The sequence below is a fragment of the Mucilaginibacter sp. McL0603 genome (assembly GCF_049992945.1).
Lineage (GTDB): Bacteria > Bacteroidota > Bacteroidia > Sphingobacteriales > Sphingobacteriaceae > Mucilaginibacter.
The window spans coordinates 1,497,542-1,515,156 of sequence record NZ_CP188251.1 but is presented as its reverse complement, the minus strand read 5'-3'; the positions used below and the strand labels follow the sequence as shown (position 1 = coordinate 1,515,156).

Annotated in this window: 14 protein-coding genes; 10 read left to right on the top strand and 4 right to left on the bottom strand. The window is 40.6% G+C overall.

Annotation, left to right across the window (positions count from 1 at the left end; all coding sequences use genetic code 11):
• Nucleotides 1-3: 3 nt before the first annotated feature.
• Nucleotides 4-1,062, bottom strand: a complete 1,059-nt coding sequence (locus ACPPVU_RS07035) for a class I fructose-bisphosphate aldolase (RefSeq protein WP_426670976.1) — start codon at nt 1,060-1,062, stop codon at nt 4-6.
• 152 nt (nt 1,063-1,214) lie between these two features.
• Between ACPPVU_RS07035 and ACPPVU_RS07030 the strand changes: the two genes are divergently transcribed.
• The 3 genes from ACPPVU_RS07030 to ACPPVU_RS07020 all read left to right on the top strand — a co-directional run bounded on the left by ACPPVU_RS07030 (nt 1,215) and on the right by ACPPVU_RS07020 (nt 2,772).
• A complete protein-coding gene (locus ACPPVU_RS07030; RefSeq protein ID WP_426670975.1) occupies nt 1,215-2,051 on the top strand; it encodes a sulfite exporter TauE/SafE family protein in 837 nt (278 codons plus the stop codon).
• Nucleotides 2,052-2,130: 79 nt separating this feature from the next.
• Nucleotides 2,131-2,487 (top strand): DUF1634 domain-containing protein, encoded by a 357-nt coding sequence (locus ACPPVU_RS07025; protein WP_426670974.1) that lies wholly within the window; start codon nt 2,131-2,133, stop codon nt 2,485-2,487.
• Between the two features lie 69 nt (nt 2,488-2,556).
• On the top strand, nt 2,557-2,772 hold the full coding sequence (locus ACPPVU_RS07020; RefSeq protein ID WP_426670973.1) for a KTSC domain-containing protein: 216 nt from the start codon (nt 2,557-2,559) through the stop codon (nt 2,770-2,772).
• Between the two features lie 3 nt (nt 2,773-2,775).
• On the opposite strand, the gene ACPPVU_RS07015 is transcribed toward ACPPVU_RS07020, so the two are convergent.
• A complete protein-coding gene (locus tag ACPPVU_RS07015) occupies nt 2,776-5,205 on the bottom strand; it encodes an outer membrane beta-barrel protein (RefSeq protein ID WP_426670972.1) in 2,430 nt (809 codons plus the stop codon).
• A gap of 323 nt (nt 5,206-5,528) precedes the next feature.
• On the opposite strand from ACPPVU_RS07015, the gene ACPPVU_RS07010 reads away from it, so the two are divergent.
• Complete coding sequence (locus ACPPVU_RS07010; RefSeq protein WP_426670971.1) at nt 5,529-6,479, top strand: alpha/beta hydrolase; 951 nt, start codon at nt 5,529-5,531, stop codon at nt 6,477-6,479.
• A gap of 344 nt (nt 6,480-6,823) precedes the next feature.
• A complete protein-coding gene (locus ACPPVU_RS07005) occupies nt 6,824-7,783 on the top strand; it encodes an alpha/beta fold hydrolase (RefSeq protein ID WP_426670970.1) in 960 nt (319 codons plus the stop codon).
• 12 nt (nt 7,784-7,795) lie between these two features.
• Here the strand turns inward: ACPPVU_RS07005 and ACPPVU_RS07000 are convergent, their stop codons facing one another.
• The gene (locus tag ACPPVU_RS07000; RefSeq protein ID WP_426670969.1) at nt 7,796-8,272 is read right to left on the bottom strand and encodes a DinB family protein; all 477 of its coding nucleotides are present in this window, start codon (nt 8,270-8,272) and stop codon (nt 7,796-7,798) included.
• A 67-nt stretch (nt 8,273-8,339) separates the two neighbouring features.
• On the opposite strand from ACPPVU_RS07000, the gene ACPPVU_RS06995 reads away from it, so the two are divergent.
• Together ACPPVU_RS06995 and ACPPVU_RS06990 are read left to right on the top strand one after the other, a co-directional pair.
• On the top strand, nt 8,340-9,044 hold the full coding sequence (locus ACPPVU_RS06995; protein WP_426670968.1) for an MBL fold metallo-hydrolase: 705 nt from the start codon (nt 8,340-8,342) through the stop codon (nt 9,042-9,044).
• A 52-nt stretch (nt 9,045-9,096) separates the two neighbouring features.
• The gene (locus tag ACPPVU_RS06990; RefSeq protein ID WP_426670967.1) at nt 9,097-10,890 is read left to right on the top strand and encodes a DUF885 domain-containing protein; all 1,794 of its coding nucleotides are present in this window, start codon (nt 9,097-9,099) and stop codon (nt 10,888-10,890) included.
• A 74-nt stretch (nt 10,891-10,964) separates the two neighbouring features.
• On the opposite strand, the gene ACPPVU_RS06985 is transcribed toward ACPPVU_RS06990, so the two are convergent.
• A complete protein-coding gene (locus tag ACPPVU_RS06985) occupies nt 10,965-11,261 on the bottom strand; it encodes a hypothetical protein (protein WP_426670966.1) in 297 nt (98 codons plus the stop codon).
• A 349-nt stretch (nt 11,262-11,610) separates the two neighbouring features.
• Here ACPPVU_RS06985 and ACPPVU_RS06980 point away from each other — a divergent pair, with 349 nt between their 5' ends.
• From ACPPVU_RS06980 to ACPPVU_RS06970, 3 genes are all read left to right on the top strand, one after another.
• The gene (locus ACPPVU_RS06980) at nt 11,611-11,787 is read left to right on the top strand and encodes a hypothetical protein (protein WP_426670965.1); all 177 of its coding nucleotides are present in this window, start codon (nt 11,611-11,613) and stop codon (nt 11,785-11,787) included.
• A gap of 720 nt (nt 11,788-12,507) precedes the next feature.
• Nucleotides 12,508-14,517 (top strand): NAD-dependent DNA ligase LigA, encoded by a 2,010-nt coding sequence (ligA, locus tag ACPPVU_RS06975; protein WP_426670964.1) that lies wholly within the window; start codon nt 12,508-12,510, stop codon nt 14,515-14,517.
• Nucleotides 14,518-14,709: 192 nt separating this feature from the next.
• Entirely contained in the window at nt 14,710-17,160 is a 2,451-nt protein-coding gene (locus ACPPVU_RS06970) for a DUF5686 and carboxypeptidase regulatory-like domain-containing protein (RefSeq protein WP_426670963.1), read from the top strand.
• Nucleotides 17,161-17,615 lie beyond the last annotated feature (455 nt).

Below are 17,615 nucleotides of genomic sequence, written 5' to 3'. Positions count from 1 at the left end.
TTTTTAGGCAATATCAATACTTTTGTCCAGGTACACATCTTGTATGGTATGCAGAAAATCAACTCCTTCTTTAAACGGACGCTGAAATGACCTGCGGCCAAGTATCAATCCTGTGCCTCCTGCCCTTTTATTTACTACTGCATGCATTACTGAGTCGGCCAGGTCAGAAGCACCCTTTGATTCGCCACCTGAATTGATCAGTCCGGCCCTGCCCATGTAACAGTTTGCCAACTGGTAACGGCAAAGATCGATAGGATGATCTGTAGAAAGTTTACTATACATCAGCGGGTCGCTTTTTGAAAAATTGATTGTAGTAAAACCACCGTTCACATCCGGCATTTTTTGTTTAATAATATCGGCCTGTATGGTAACGCCAATATGGTTAGCCTGCCCGGTAATATCTGCTGATGTTTCATAGTTTACACCGTCTTTCTTAAACGCATTATTACGGGTATAGCACCACAAAACTGTAGCCATACCAAGGTTGTGTGCTTCTTCAAAAGCCTGGGCTACTTCTACTATTTGCCTGTCAGAATCTTCTGAGCCAAAGTAAATTGTGGCACCTACTGCAGCTGCGCCCAAATTCCAGGCATCCTTAACTGTACCAAACATTACCTGTTTGTATTTGGTTGGATAGGTTAGCAATTCATTGTGATTCAATTTTACCAGGAAAGGGATTTTGTGCGCGTATTTCCTGGACATCATCGCCAGGTTACCAAAAGTAGTTGCTACAGCGTTACAATTCCCTTCCATTGCCAGTTTAATGATATTTTCAGGATCAAAATAAAGCGGGTCTTTGGCAAAAGATGCTCCCGCGGTATGCTCTATCCCCTGATCAACAGGTAAAATGGAAAGATAGCCTGTACCCGCCAACCGGCCATGACTATACATAGCCTCCAGATTGCGTAAAACCTGTGCATTACGATTACTCTGCGCAAAAATCTTATCTACAAAATCAGGAGAAGGTAAGTGAAGCTGGTCTTTAGGGAATGTTTTACATTGATGAGTTAACAGATCGTCTGCCTGGTTTCCAAGCAGTTCGGTAATTTTTTTTGATGCCATGACTCAGGTATTTGTTTGCTTAGTACAAATAACGGTATGTTGCTATTATTGTTGACATAATTTTGTCATATCCTGTCAATTTTATTATGATCAAACAGTCAATAAAAGATATTGCTACATTTGCAGCTCTCAATAAATAATACTGTCTGTCTATGTCGGTAATTGTATTTACTGTCATTATACTATTTGGCTCCTACTTTGCCGGCCTGTTGGGCTCACTAACCGGGCTGGGCGGTGGTTTCATTATCATTCCGCTTTTAACACTTTTATTACACGTTGATATCCATTATGCCATAGGCGCATCGCTTGTATCGGTTATCGCTACCTCTTCGGGTTCGGCAGCAGCTTATGTTAAAGAAGGTATCACCAATATCAGGCTCGGAATGTTCCTGGAGATTGCCACAACAGCCGGTGCTTTTACCGGGGCCATAATAGCCATTTATATTCCTACTCAATTTATTGCTGTTTTATTTGGGTTGATCCTTATTTTCTCGGCCATTATATCTTTGCGCCAAAAAGCTGAACAAATTGTTCACCAGGAAACCTGGTTGTCAAAAAGATTAAAACTTGGAGGAAGTTATCCTGTAAATGATGTACAGGTTGAATACGGGGTAAGCAATATAGCAGGTGGGTTTTTCATGATGATTTTCGCAGGGATAATTTCCGGCTTGCTGGGTATAGGTTCGGGAGCACTAAAAGTAATTGCTATGGACGGTATTATGCGTATCCCATTCAAAGTATCAACCACTACCAGCAATTTCATGATTGGCGTAACGGCTGCAGCGAGCGCAGTGGTTTACCTGCAGCGTGGATACATTCACCCTGGATTGGCTATGCCGGTGGTAATAGGCGTTTTATTAGGGGCACTCAGCGGTTCAAAAATATTGGTACAAGCCTCATCCTCCAAGTGGTTAAGATGGGTTTTTGCTATAGTAATTACTGTACTGGCTGTACAAATGATATATCATGGCGTTGCAGGAAAAATATAATCCCCCTAACCCCCTAAAGGGGGAATGTAAAACTAAAAACTCCCCCTTAAGGGGGCTGGGGGGCTTTAAAGACAAAGACATGCAGGTAATCATCAGCTGGATATTAAGGATTGGAGTTAGTGCTTCCATGATCCTTGTGTTTATCGGTGGGATATTTTTTTTATACAGGCATGGGAATAGCATACCCGATTACAGGGATTTTAAAGGCGTCCCTTACTTCATCCACAATACAGATGGCATTGTTGCAGGTGTGCTCAACCTGAAAGGGCAAGCCATTATACAATTAGGCATTGTTTTATTGATCGCCACCCCTGTGATCAGAGTCGCATTTTCAGCGGTCGGCTTTATTATAGAAAAAGATTACCTGTATATGGTTATAAGTATTATAGTACTGCTCATTATTCTCGTCAGTATGCTTAGCGGGTACGCAGGCTAACATTTTGCAAACCATTTTCCTTCTTTTTGATTTAATAAATGATAGGTCTGATCATTTTGGATAAAAATCATGAAAAGGCAACATGTGCAATCTTCAGCTTTACAAAGTGTGGGGTATGATCCTGAAAATAAAGTATTGGAACTTGAGTTCAGGGATAGCGGAGGTGTATGGCAATATTTTAAGTTACCTGCTTCAGTTTATAATAAATTCATTCATGCACCTTCGTTAGGCAATTATTTTGTCACCAGGATAAAAGGGAAATACCGCGAGATGAAAGTGGCTTAGGAATTACTCATTACCGCCTCCACCCAATCGTTTCTGTTCATCTGTGGTTTTGCTCCGCCCCTTTGCCGATGAACTTCCAAACCGATAGGTGAAAGTTGCTACTATGAACCGGCTGCCTACCTGATCTTTTGAAGCAATGTTAAGATTGGCGAAGTTGGTTTGGTACTGATTGTAAAACGTGTTAAATATATCGCTGGCTACTAATTTTATAGAGCCTTTCTTATTTAAGATCGAATACGTTAACCCTGCATTAAGCCAGAATAGGTGATTATACTGACTGATCGCATAATAACTTGGTGACAGATACTCGCCCGTAACCTGGAAACTTAATTTTGGCGTTAGTTTAAAGTTTTGGGTCATGTCAAGTGTTATACCACTTGTACTTTTACTGGCAGCGCTGTCAATTTTATAGGTATAATGCTCTATAAAGGCCGTAAAGTTTGCATCTATATGCCACCACGGGGTGATATCAATTGGAGCCGCAAATTCGGCCACGTATTGATAATGGGTCCCTAAATTGGCCTTGGTAGTTATATATGCTTTAGTAGTATCATTTTGCTTAAAAACGTTATAGAAAAAGTTGTCTGTAACGATCACACTTAAACTCCCGCGATATTTATCCAAAAACAGGTCAGAAACACGATAAGTGTTTACAAAATCCGGTCTAAGGAAGGGATTACCGGTGCTGGAATAAAATTCATCTACATAGCTCACAAAAGGGTTCAGGTCCTGGTAATTAGGCCGGTCGATATTGCGCGAATAAGATAAGGTAAGCAGGTTGTTTTTATCCAATTGCTGGTTTATCTCGGCATTTGGAAACAGGCTGAAATAACTGCTGTCAGCATGTCTGCTTGGATTAACCGATTCGGCAGTAAAATGAGTATGCTCGCCTCTTAAACTTAACGTGAAACTTGTTTTGTTGAACTTGCTGTTAAATTGAATATACCCCGCGTCTATACGTTCGTTATAAATAAAATGATCGGTCAATGCGGGTACCAATACGTAATTTCCATTCATCAGCTGAGCAAAATCGATCTGATTGTCGCTGTTTGCCTGGCTGCTTTTTACCCCCATGTCCAGTTGACTGCTTTTGGACAAGGCCTGGCTAAAATCAATATTAGCCGACTTAATAGTGATATGAGAGGGTGAATTGTCGAAGTAAAAGACAGGGGTGTTTTCGTTTTGCACTGATGCATTAAAAAAATCATTTCTTAACGATTCGCCTGATATGCGATGATAGTCTGAATAATCTGCATTGGCTGACAATACACTTTTACTTGCTTTATCCAGGCTGACCTTATAATTGAGGTTATAATTCATATTATGAATATTCCTGTCGATCTTTGATACTGTATTTATGCTCGAATCAAGCAGCCCGTTTGTTGAAATACGGGTTGTATTTCTTTTATCAATATTGGCAACATTATCAAATCCGTTAATTAAAAACCCTATGGTTTGTTGCGACGTAAGCTGATAATCTGCTCCCAGATTAAAAGCATTGTTACTTGCTTTAACATCAGCATTATAATTCAGGTCAAAATTATCCAACTGACCATTATTGCTAATAAAACGATTTGTATTAATAGTGTGCGTTATACTATTATTTACATAGTTATAACTGGCAAAAAGGTTAAGCTTTTTTGTACGGAGGGTATAATTGACACCCGTGTTGAATTTGTATTTATCGCCGTAACCAGCACTTTCAGTAATGGATACATTCGATCCCATATCCTTACTTTTCTTCAATATGATATTGATCATACCGCCAGCGCTGCCACCGGCATTATATTTTGCACCTGGGTTATCGATCAGTTCTATTCTGCTGATACTGCTGCTCTGGTAGTTCTTTAAAAAATTGATCAGTTCCTCTCCACTAAGTAATACCGGCTTACCATTAATGGCAATCAATGCCTTTTGGCCTCCGTGATATAATACTTCATCATTAACCACCTTCACTCCGGGCGATGTGCTCAGGACATCAAGTAATGAAGCACCTGCAGACATCACATTTTGATCCACATTAAGCACGACCCTGTCGGATTTTACCTCTACAAAATCCTTTTTACCTGCAATGGTGACCCCACCAAGCTGAGCCGACGAACCATTTATTTGGATAAAACCAACATCCATGCTTTTGCCCGAAACAAGTTCATATGGCCCCGAGTATGATTTATTGTAATTTAGTTTGGTAATAAATATCAGGTATTTTCCACCGCTTAGCCTATCAAAATAAAACGCACCCGCTTTGCTGCTGATGGTTGATTTTACTACAGACGAATCAGGATAATTGAGCAGCACCACAGTTGCACTATCGGCAGGCCCGCCGTTTGTAAAAATTTTCCCTTGTAATGCTGAAAAATTTGTTTGTGCAAATGCTGAAACATAACCACAAGTCAGCAATACTGCAATTAAGCAACGGAAAATTATTTTCATTAAAGGGGATAAGTAAAGGTTTCGTTCTATAAAATTTGTTTTTAAACGGTCACAATATAATAACTAAATCTTATAAACCGGGTAAAGTTGATACCCGTTTTTTAACGGTAAATTAATAAAGCGGTTTATAGCAAAGCATTATTTAATCAGCAAAATAGTTATTTTAATAAAATTAACCGCTACATAAAAACATGTATTTATAGTCATAACCATCTATTTATGAGCCAGAATCGCCCCTAAAATAGCGACAGATAGATTTATAAATCAGGTGTTTGATTTTATACAATTAGAGATACTATATTTGTTTCCCCGATTATTATAAAATGAAGAAAATTATATTTCTGTCCCTTATGGTTTTGCTTGGCCTCAAAACAATAGCACAAGCACAAAGCGAGACCCCCATTACTTATAAAAATTTATCCGGAACAGTTAGTGGCACTTTAACCATGCCTGAAAATGCGTCAGGCAAAATACCTGTCGTACTTATCATTGCTGACTCAGGACCAACCGACCGGAATGGGAATAATGAACAGGCAGGTATTCATGGTAATACTTATAAACTTTTGGCCGAAGGCCTAAGTAAAAGCGGTATCGCTTCGGTACGATATGATAAAAGGATGGTTGGTCAAAGTAAAACGGGTAACAAACCCGAAGATCTGCGTTTTGATGATTATGTAGATGACGCTGTCGGATTGATAGATATGCTAAGTGATGATCAGCGATTTTCAAAGGTGGTTGTACTTGGCCACGGCGAAGGCTCTTTAGTAAGTATGCTGGCAGCGCGTGATCAGCCTGCAAAAATGGTTATTTCTGTAAATGCTACCAGTGAACAGGGGGATAAATTTATTACTGAGCAATTAAAATCCAAACCACAGTTTATTCAGGACGAATTTAAAAGAGTGCTGGATAGTCTTAAAAAAGGAAAAACCATTGATAACGTTGACCTTGCATTATATTTTATAGCCAGCCCGGCTAAACAAAAATATTTAATGTCCTATTGCAGATATGCCCCCATCCGTGTTATCAAAATTGTAAAAGTACCAATGCTGATCATACAAGGCACCACCGATGTACAGATCAGCGTGGCAGATGCGGACAAACTAAAAAAAGCAAAATCTGATGCTATACAGATCACCATACCCGGCATGAACCATATATTAAAGGAAGCCCCTGCCGATAAAGATCAGAATATGGCTACGTACGATAAACCTGAACTGCCTTTAAAAACCGAACTCGTGCCAGATCTGGTCAAATTTATTAATGGCTCGAATTAGCGAATAATCTGAAGAGTAAAAAAAACTTATTTTTTTTATTGGCGCCCGGATAGCGATGGCACTTCATTATCCGGTTCAACTACCTATAAAATTCTTATTTATAAGGAGTTGTTCTTGAGCAGATTGCTTCGTTTATATTAATCGCATTCCAAAGCATTACTGTACAATCCTTCCTAAACCCGGGCGTTTACACGCTATCCGGCTCTGTAACTATATCTATCAACTTCTCGTTTTACTTAATTAGCTGTTTTTTCTCAACTTATTGAAGCAGTTTTTTATCTGTGGATTTTCAGTTTAAACCTATTGCGTTGGATGAAAAAGACAATTGACCTAAATCATAATATATGAAAACCCCGGTTACCAGTGGTTGTAAAACTCATCCCCTATTTAATCTGAATAACACCAGGAAATTTCTCCTTCTGATTTGCTTATTGTCAACCATTGGTATAACAGCTTACGCACAAACAGATTATTTTATAACTGCTGATGATGGTACAAAATTGCATGTACAGGAGTTGGGCAGAGGCACACCAGTTATTTTTTTAGCAGGCGGCCCGGGTATTAACGGCCAGTATCTTCAGCCTGTATGGGGTGAATTAGCTAAACAAAACAGGTGCGTTATTTTGCACCAGCGGGGTACCGAAAAATCTGTCTTAAATAAGGTTGATTCCTCTACAGTAAATATCAGGCTTTATATTGCTGATATCGAAAAGCTGAGAAAACACCTTAAGCTTGATCGCATTACCATATTAGGGCACTCATGGGGTAGCTCTTTGGCAATATTATATGCATCCACACATCCCGATAATGTTGAATCATTGATATTAGCCGACCCCGGTACACCTACGGGAAAAGATATCTATTATGTAATGGACAATGTAAAAATGCGACTGACAAATGAAGAGCTGAAAGAGATGCAAACACCTGATAGCTTGGGTCGCCTCAAGATGAGTGTATACTGGCCTGGCTACTTTTATAACCACAAAAAGGGAGAAGATACTCGTTATATGGTAAACGCACCTGGCTTTGAAGGTCAAAAAGACATTGCGAATATATTAATGCCACAATACTATTCGGCAAGTGATAATATTGCCTTAGGTCTTAAGAAATACAAAGGAGCTGTATACCTGGTACAAGGAAGGCAGGACCCGATGGACGCGTCTACGGCATTCGAAATAAAAAATATCCTGCCAGGTACAGTTATTCATTTTGTTGAAAAAAGCGGCCATTTTCCATGGCTTGAAGGCGATGATCAGGCAACAGATTTTTTCACAACTATAAAACAATGGCTAAGACAGCCGTAAAATCTAACATAATCAGGATTTCCAGGCACCCAGTAACCGCCTGATCACTATAATCTCAGCAGTGTGATAAGCGTTATGATCAGCTATTTGCAGGGCCTCGAGTAAAATACTTTGCCCATCACCATGTGGTATGGCTTTATAAATATCTCCGGTTTTCAATAATTTGATAAACTCCTTGCGGTCATTATCTATCTGTTTTAGTGAGTTTTTCCACTCATCTTCATTTGCAGGTGCTGTTTCCTTTACCCAATATTCATCAGGCCATGTGGGTGAGGTGTGTTTTTCATTTTGGCTGAATTTTAGCATGTCCCACTGTGCTATGCGGATATGCTCTACCAGTTGCCAGATAGAGTAAGGCAGTTTATCCGGTTTAACACTACGCAACTTAGCAGGCAGATTATCCAGTGCTTCATCCAGGCTGGCATGGGCACTTCCTCCGCTTAGAAACTTTATAAGTTCGTCGATCAATATTTCGTGCTGTTTATCCATAAATATGTTACTTTTAGATGGCAAACAATTTAGTCCTTAATAAGTTGATGAGATAGCAAATTTAATTATGGATACGGTAACCATCACCCCCCAAATTTATCAGCTATCACTGAAAATTGTTAACGTATTCATCATTCGCATCCCTACTGGTTTAATATTGATAGACACCGGACCGGCTGGCAGCAAACAGCTTATATTTGATACCATCAAAAAGCTCGGTCATCAGCCCGATGATATAAAACATATTATTGTAACACATTCTCATCACGATCACTCCGGTAGCCTGGCCGATATTGTACGGGATGTAAAAGCTACAGTTTATATGCACCCTCATGATGCGATGCTTGTGCGGGAAGGGGTCGCTTACCGCTTTCAGTTGAAAGCAATAAACAGGTTATTAGGTATTGCCACTTTTGGCTCCCGTATAAAACTACCCTACATCAACATAAAGCCTGTTGAACAAATTACCGAGGTTAACGACGGCGATTGGATACCAGGTGTTGGCGGATTGCGTGTGATCCACTCTCCCGGACATTGGCCCGGCCAGATCGCTCTATTTTATCCCGGCAATGGGGGGGTAATAATAGCCGCTGATGTAGCCGAGAATTATTCCCAATTAAAACTATCTCCGGGATTTCAGGATAAGGATGAGTGTTTGGCAACCATTAAAAAAATCTCCGGATTTAAATTCAAGATAGCAGTATTTAGCCACGGTGAACCTATTTTAAACAATGCCGCTGAAATTTTTACAATAGCGTTTGGCATAAATTAGGCATTTTAATATAAAATGTTTTAAGTTTATCCAACCAACTAAAAAATCACCGGTGATCAAAAAAATTATAGCCCTTACCTTGTTTGTATCCTTTTTTACAGCATGTAAAAAAGATGGTTCTGTAGGCCCTATGCAAGGGAGCATGGATGACATTGCTTTTAATAATTACGAACAGCACTTCCTTGATGAACTATGGAAGCAATTTCCTGATTGGGGAACCAGTGTAGGCTATCATAAATACGATAGTATTTTGCTGGTTCCGGACAAAAAGACAAGGGACAAACAACTCAATTTTGCCAAAGTACAGCTCGATTCGCTGGGCAAATATGTTCCAACTGCTTTCCTGGAAACCAATAAGATGGATTACGCTATAATGCAAAACCAGATGCAATATATGCAATGGCAGATAGAGCAATTAAAAGCCTGGGAGTGGGATCCATCATCTTACAACGTTATCGGCACATTTGCTTATATACTGAATGAGCACTATGCCCCGCTCTCCAAGCGCCTTACAAACTTTTATGATAAGATGGCTAACGTTCCGGCTTACTACAAAGAAGCCGAAAAGGATATCAAAAACCCTGTTGCCGAACTGACCAGCCTGGCAATTGAGCAGCACTTAGGCGGTGTAAGCGTATTTGAGGGCGACTTTGCCGATTCGCTTAAAAAAACAAACATCCCCGATGCTACCAAAAAACTCATGCTTGACAGGGCTAAATTATCTGCAGACGCTGTAAAAGGATATGCCGACTTTCTGAAAAACATGAAGAATGATCATCCGCGTGCTTTCAGATTGGGCAAGGATCTTTATGAAGATAAGTTCAAATATGAGATACAGGCATCTGAAACCGCACAACAGATATACAACGCAGCCATAGAGCGCAAAAAATATATTCACCAGCAGATGGGTAAGATCACTGTTAAATTGTGGGAGAAATATTTCGGCACTCAGGCTAAACCAACCGATACGCTGGATATGATCGCCAAAATGATCGATACCTTATCAGCCAAGCATGTAAAACCTGATGATTTTCAGAATGCTATTGAAAAAACACTGCCTAAATTAACCGCCTTTGTAAGGGCTAAAGACCTGGTTACGCTCGACCCGACAAAACCGTTAGTCGTACGTAAGGAGCCAGGTTATATGGCTGGTGTGGCTGGCGCATCCATGAGCTCGCCGGGGCCGTATGATAACGCTCAGAATTCCTACTTTAATGTGGGTAGCCTGGCGGGGTGGGCTCCTGAAAAGGCCGAAAGTTACCTGCGTGAATACAATCAATACATTTTGCAGATATTATGCATACACGAAGCTATACCCGGTCATTATGTACAGCTTGTTTATTCGAATAAAGCGCCGAGTATGATCAAATCCATTTTTGGAAACGGAGCAATGGTTGAAGGCTGGGCAGTTTACAGCGAGCAAATGATGCTGGATGCTAATTATGGTGATGGCGACCCCGAAATGTGGCTGATGTGGTACAAATGGAACCTTCGTTCGGTGTGTAATACCATATTGGATTACAGTGTACATTGCCAGAACATGGCAAAACAACAAGCACTCCTGCTGCTTACACATGAGGCTTTTCAGCAGCAGGCTGAAGCCGAAGGCAAATGGAAACGTGTAGGCGTAACCAGCGTACAACTTGACAGTTACTTTACCGGCTATAAAGAAATAATGGATCTGCGCGATGACTGGAAAAGCAAAATGGGCGACAAATACGTACTTAAAGAATTTAATGAGAAATTCCTGAGCTACGGCAGCGCTCCCGTAAAACTAATTAAAGAAGCCATGCTCGCGAAAGAGCCAACTGCTCCGGGAGCAACAACTGGTACCGAAAAGCATTAAAATAATAGAATTTTTTTGAATAAAAAAGGTGATCAATGTATAACCTGATCACCTTTTTTATTTACCGGCAATTATTATCTCCAGCTACCTGGTTTCCAAACCCAGCCGTGTCGTGACTGGTGCCATTTGCCGGCTACCCAACGGGCTCCCCGATGTGGTGGTTCGGCCCAATATCCGGCTTTGTAAACATAAGTACTCCCTCTGGGTACCCACTCTTCAGCCACCCATACATGGCGTGGTGACGGACGTTCGGCACGAACGGCTACTACCGGGGCACTAAGCCTTGCATGCACTTCTATCTGTGCCTTGCTCTCAGTAACTGCAAACAGGGATAAGGCCCCTGCTAAACACATTAATTTTACGATTTTCATTGTAATAAAGTATTGCTGTTTATATATAGATGAGATAACTTATACGTGCCCTGGTTTAAGCCGGATTTAAAATATATGTAACTTTTTAATATCCTAAAGGGGTTTAAGCCGGTAAAAAACCTGATACAATTGTGTATGAACCTAAGCCTGACGCACTCTGCAATTCTCGCCCTATTTACTATCGCTGTCATAGCGCGGCCTCAATATTTTCACAATGCTAGTGTCAAGTCAACAGTCTTTAGTCGTAAGTCTCAAGTCAATTTTGTGCTTTTTTAACTCCAGACTCCCGACTTTCGACTCAGGACTAAACGTCAATTCATAATTGACACGACACTAGTTAAGTTATAGCATGAGGATTGGTGTTCTGCTGATACTATCGGGTGTTGCATTATTGGGGGCAAACAGGGCATTCGCTCAAAAAGTAAATAAGGATAGTATTACGGTTAAGTATACGGTAAAACATAGCCAAAATACCATCCTGCTGCAAAAGGTAGAGATAACGGGGGAGCACGTCGTCATCCTATAAAAGCGGGTATTCGTTTTCCGGTAATAAAACACAAACGCCCAATGGACAGTGAGGTTATAACATTACCTATATTATTTCCATGCTTGTTAATATTGAACGGGTTGAAGTGATAAAAGGCCCTACAGCCACAACCTTACCAACAAAACCTACTGGGCCAGCGCGTACAATAACATAAGCAAATGGCCGGGTATACCACGTAATTACATGATTAATTTGGGATATAGATTCTAGAGAAATCCAGGGTTTACATTACGAGATGTAAAGACATTGAAACACTATATTGCCGCAAAAAAGCTACGCGAAATTGCACAGTGCAAATGCCCATTAAACCGGGCCTGACAAAGTTTCTTATTAAGAAATGTTAGTTAAATTATTACAGTCAAAAATATGCTTTTACGTTGCGTAAAAGGCAAGTTGCGCCGATTGGCACTATTGTTGTATTTATTAAAACAGTTAAATTAATTAGTAAAAGTAGCTGGGCGCGAGGTCTGGCTATTTTTATTTAATAACGTCCGATACGACCAATTAATACACAAGTGTGGAAAATTTTCCCCAAAAGGATGTTTCCCGGTGTCCCCAAATATAGTATTTTATTTCTCACTTTAAAATACCAAAAATTAAAAACAATCAACAAATTGGTAATTTATAGCTAAAAAAAACGTACATCCATTTTTTTAACTATCAACTAATCACTCATCACTAATTTATTATATTCGCTCTATGTCATTTGAAGAAGCCAAGAAACGGATAGCGACCCTATCGGCAGAGCTTAAACAGCACAGTTACAACTATTATGTGTTGGCTATGCCTACCATTACTGACCTTGAATTTGATAAAAAACTCGAAGAACTGATAGCCCTGGAGACGGAATTCCCCGAGTTAATCGACCCGGATTCTCCCTCGCAAAATGTGGGTGGCTTTATCACCAAAGAATTTAAAACGGTTCGGCACCGCTGGCCCATGCTTTCGCTTGGCAATACTTATAACGAACAGGAACTGCTTGATTTTGATCAGCGCATAAAGAAAGCTATTGGTGATAATTTTGAGTACGTGTGCGAATTGAAGTTCGACGGGCTGTCTATGAGCCTGACCTATAAAGACGGCAAGCTGGAGCAAGCTGTAACCCGTGGCGATGGTGTACAGGGTGATGAAGTGACGACCAATGTAAAAACTATACGGAGCATCCCAAAAAAATTAGATCCCGGGGATTATCCGGATGATTTTGAGATACGCGGCGAGGTGTTTATGCACCTGAAAGCTTTTGAACGATTGAATGATGAACGCATAGAGAATGGTGAACCACCATATGCCAATCCACGCAATTTTGCTTCGGGGACGATAAAACTACAGGATTCCGCCGAGGTAGCTAAACGTCCATTGGATAGCTTTATGTATTTCCTATATACTGAAAAACAATTGTTTAAAACCCATTGGGAAAGTCTTGAGGCTGCAAAACGCTGGGGATTTCCGGTAAACAGTGAATCTAAACTATGCGCTAATATTGAGGACGTACTGAAATTTATAGCTGAGTGGGATCAAAAACGTTTCCATCTGAGTTATGATATTGATGGCATTGTAATCAAAGTAAATAACTACTCGCAGCAGCAAGAACTGGGCTTTACTGCTAAGTCTCCACGCTGGGCCATCTCCTATAAATTCAAAGCTGAACGGGTAGAGACCGAATTATTAAGTGTGAGCTATCAGGTGGGCCGCACAGGTGCCGTTACCCCGGTTGCTAATCTAAAGCCGATATTCCTGGCAGGAACCACTGTAAAACGCGCTACGTTGCATAATGCCAATGAGATTGTGCGGCTTGATCTGCATGAGGGCGATTCGGTTTATGTAGAGAAGGGTGGTGAGATCATCCCGAAGATCATCAGCGTAAATTTGGAAAAGCGCAAGCCTGGAGCAGAAAAGATACTTTACCGTACCACTTGCCCCGATTGTAATACTCCATTAGAGCGTAAGGAAGGCGAAGCTGCTTTCTATTGCCCCAATGATGAAGGTTGCCCTACACAGATCGTAGGTAAAATGCAACACTTTACAGGTCGCAAAGTGATGGACATTGACGGTTTAGGCGACGAGACTATTGAAACGCTGTATCAAAAAGGCTTTATAAAGCACATCAGTGATATCTATGACCTTCACAATAAGGCTGACCAGCTAAAAACCATGGAGCGTTTCGGCGAGAAGTCGATCACCAATATGCTGGATGGTATCGAGAAATCTAAACAAATGCCATTTGATCGTGTGTTATTTGGTTTAGGGATACGCTATGTGGGCGCAACAGTAGCTAAAAAACTCACCACTCATTTTAAAACAATAGAAAACCTGATGGCTGCATCGTTTGAAGAATTGAACGCTGTTGAGGAAATAGGCGAACGCATAGCCCGCAGCATTATTGAATATTTTGCAGACGAAAAACATCGCGAAGAAATAGAAAAACTAAAAGCCCGCGGTTTACAATTCGTATCTGAAGAAAAGGAAGTAACCCTGCAAAGCGAAAAGCTTGTGGGCAAAAGCTTTATCATATCAGGCGTATTCGAAAAGTACTCCCGCGATGACTTGAAAGATATCATCGAACAAAATGGCGGTAAAATACTCAGTTCCATATCCGCCAAGCTTGACTACCTGGTGGCCGGCGATAACATGGGCCCCGCCAAGCTTGAAAAAGCCACCAAGCTGAATATTCCTATTATTAGTGATGAGGAATTGATGGGGATGATATGACACGATTTTGGGATTTGACACGATTTGGGATTTGTGTGATTAATAGGATAAATCATACTCGTGAGAACGGTCTTGCGCAATCAAGAAAATCCTAAAAATCCTTTAATCGTGTCTTCTTCTTTAACAATATTTAACAAAAGCACTCTAAAACTTTATTAAATAAAGTACAACTTAGCATTAACCTCACTGCTTATGAAATCAACCTTGCTGTTTATCTTTTTTTATAGCATTTGTTCAAGTGCTTTTGCACAGCAGGTTAGTCTTAGCGGAAAGGTGGTTGATGCCGGTGGTAAACCCGTTCCGTTTGCCAGTGTCTACATCAAAAATACCAGCAAGGGAGCATCAGCAAATATTGAAGGCGATTATTCTATAAAACTACAGCCTGGTCAATACGAGGTACAGTACAAAGCGGTTGGTTACAAACAGGAAAGCCGCACCATCGACCTAAAAGAAAATACAACCTTTTACATCACCCTTACTGCCGAGGTTTATGAACTAAAAGCAGTTACCATAAACGCCAAAGGTGAGGATCCGGCTTATGCCATCATTCGCAAAGCAATTAAAAAACGTAAGGCACATTTAAGCGAGGTAAAAGCCTATACCTGCGAGGTGTACATCAAAGGATTACAGAAGCTATTAGCAGCACCAAAGAAATTTATGGGTGCTGACATGAACCAGATAGGTCGGGAGCTGGGTTTGGACTCTAACCGCAGGGGTATCATTTACCTTTCAGAGTCTGAATCCAAGCTAAGTTATCAATACCCAAATCAATTACACGAGGAGATGATCACCTCCAAATTTTCAGGCAGTAACCGCATGTTCAGCTTTAATCGGGCAACTGATGCACAAGTGAATTTTTATGAGAACTACCAGAACTGGCAGGGTTTAAGTAATAGGCCATTGATGTCGCCGGTATCTGACAATGCCTTGTTTTATTACCGATACAAACTAATGGGCACCTCGACAGAAAATGGCGTGGTGATCAATAAGATAAAAGTCACCCCAAGGCGTGGTCACGACCCTTGTTTTGATGGTTATATTTATATTGTCGATGATAGCTGGCGCATTTACGCATTGGATCTGTATATCACCAGCAGGGCCAACATCAATTTTGCCGATACCATCCGGATCAATCAGCAGTTTATGCCGGTGGGTAAAGTATGGCTGCAATCGTCAAACCGGTTTGATTTCACAGGTGGGTTATTAGGTTTTAAGCTGAAGGGATATTTTATTTCGGTTTATAAAGACTACGACCTGAGTCCCGTATTTACAAAAGGCCAATTCAACGAGCTATTGCATATCCCGCCAAAGGTTAATAAAAACGATACCGCTTACTGGAACAAGGAAAGACCAGTTCCGTTAACCACCGAAGAAAAAACAGATTACCAGAAAAAAGAAAAGCTGGCCATTAAAAGGGAATCAAAAACTTATCTGGACTCACTGGACAAAGCGACCAACAAAGTAACTCCCGCAGGAATACTACTCACCGGAACCAACGTCATTAACCGCTATCAACGATCATTTTATCATTTCGATCCGCTGATAAGCTCCGTATTATTTAATACTGTTGAAGGTGTAACGCTTAATTATGGGGCAACTTTCAGGAAAAGATATGATACTGTAACCAATAAATCGATCGGGTTTGGCGCCAATTTACGTTATGGTTTTTCGAGCCACCTGTTTAATGCCAATTTCAGCGCAGATATACCTGTAGGAACGTTCAAACTTGAAATGAAAGCAGGTTCTGATGTGGTTGATATGAATAGCAATAACCCGATATCACCATTTTTCAATTCTATTTACACCTTGTTCATGCGGGAGAATTACCAGAAGTTATACCAGAAGGAATTTACTGCAGCGACACTTTCGGGTCGGATAACAGGCGGGTGGCAGGTGAGCGCATCGTTAGAATGGGCTTACAGGAAATGGCTGCCCAATACCAATACGTACAGTTTTTTTCATCCCGACGGTCATGAGTTTACCTCTAACAACCCTTTAGTACCAAGTGCCGATGTACCGTTATTCCCCAATAATGGATCGTTCAAACTTAACGTGCGCACTACCTATGATTTCAGTAATAAATATGAAACCTATCCTTTCGGCAGGCGTTACCTGCCATCAGACTACCCCACTATCGGATTGACTTTTACCAAAGGTTTATATGGAGTATTCGGCTCTGATGTTGATTATGATTTGCTGGCTGCAGATATCAGTAAAAAGGACATCAGCATGGGTGTTTATGGCCGCACCTCATTTTTCATAGGAGCTGGTAAGTTCCTGAATGCCAATAGTGTGTACTTCCCTGATTATAAGCAATTCAGCGGCAACCAGATATTGTTTTATAAGAATGACATTAACAGCTTTTTATTGCTCGATTATTATAACTTCAGCACCTATACAGAATATGTAGAAGGCCATCTGGAACATAACTTCTCAGGCTTTATCACCAATAAAATACCACTTATCCGTAAGTTGAAACTACAGGAGATCGTCGATTTTAATTACCTGTGCACCCCCGAACTACACAATTATTACGAACTGGGTTTTGGTCTGCAATATCTTGGTTTCAGGGTGATGTACGGTACATCATTCAATACCAGTAGTAATGTAAAGAATGCTGTAAGGATTGGGGTGAGTTTTTGAGTTTGTTGATGGTTGATGGTTGATGGTTGATAGTCCATAGTCGATGGTCAATAGTCGATGGATTAAACAGAATTGTTATGGCTATGGCGCATTTTGTCTGAACCGGAATTTACAGAATTTAAGAATTTACAGAATTCAGGTAATTCATTAATTCGATGAACGGCAAAGCCCCTCTTGAGCACCAAAAAATATACAACTCGCGAAAAATTCGAGTTCAGACGTCCGTCCGTTACCCGTCATTTATCCTTCAGAATTTCGCGAAATTATAACTCCCCATGACAGCGCTCTTTTCTTTTTCGGCGTTTGGGTGCCTATGGGCCTGCATGGTGACACTGATTTGTCAGTACACAACAAATCATAACAAACTCATTAACAACCGTTCATGAATATTAAAAAAGTGTTCACGGTGAACGTGAACATCCTCAAAAAAAAATTTCCCAGTCCATAATCCCCTG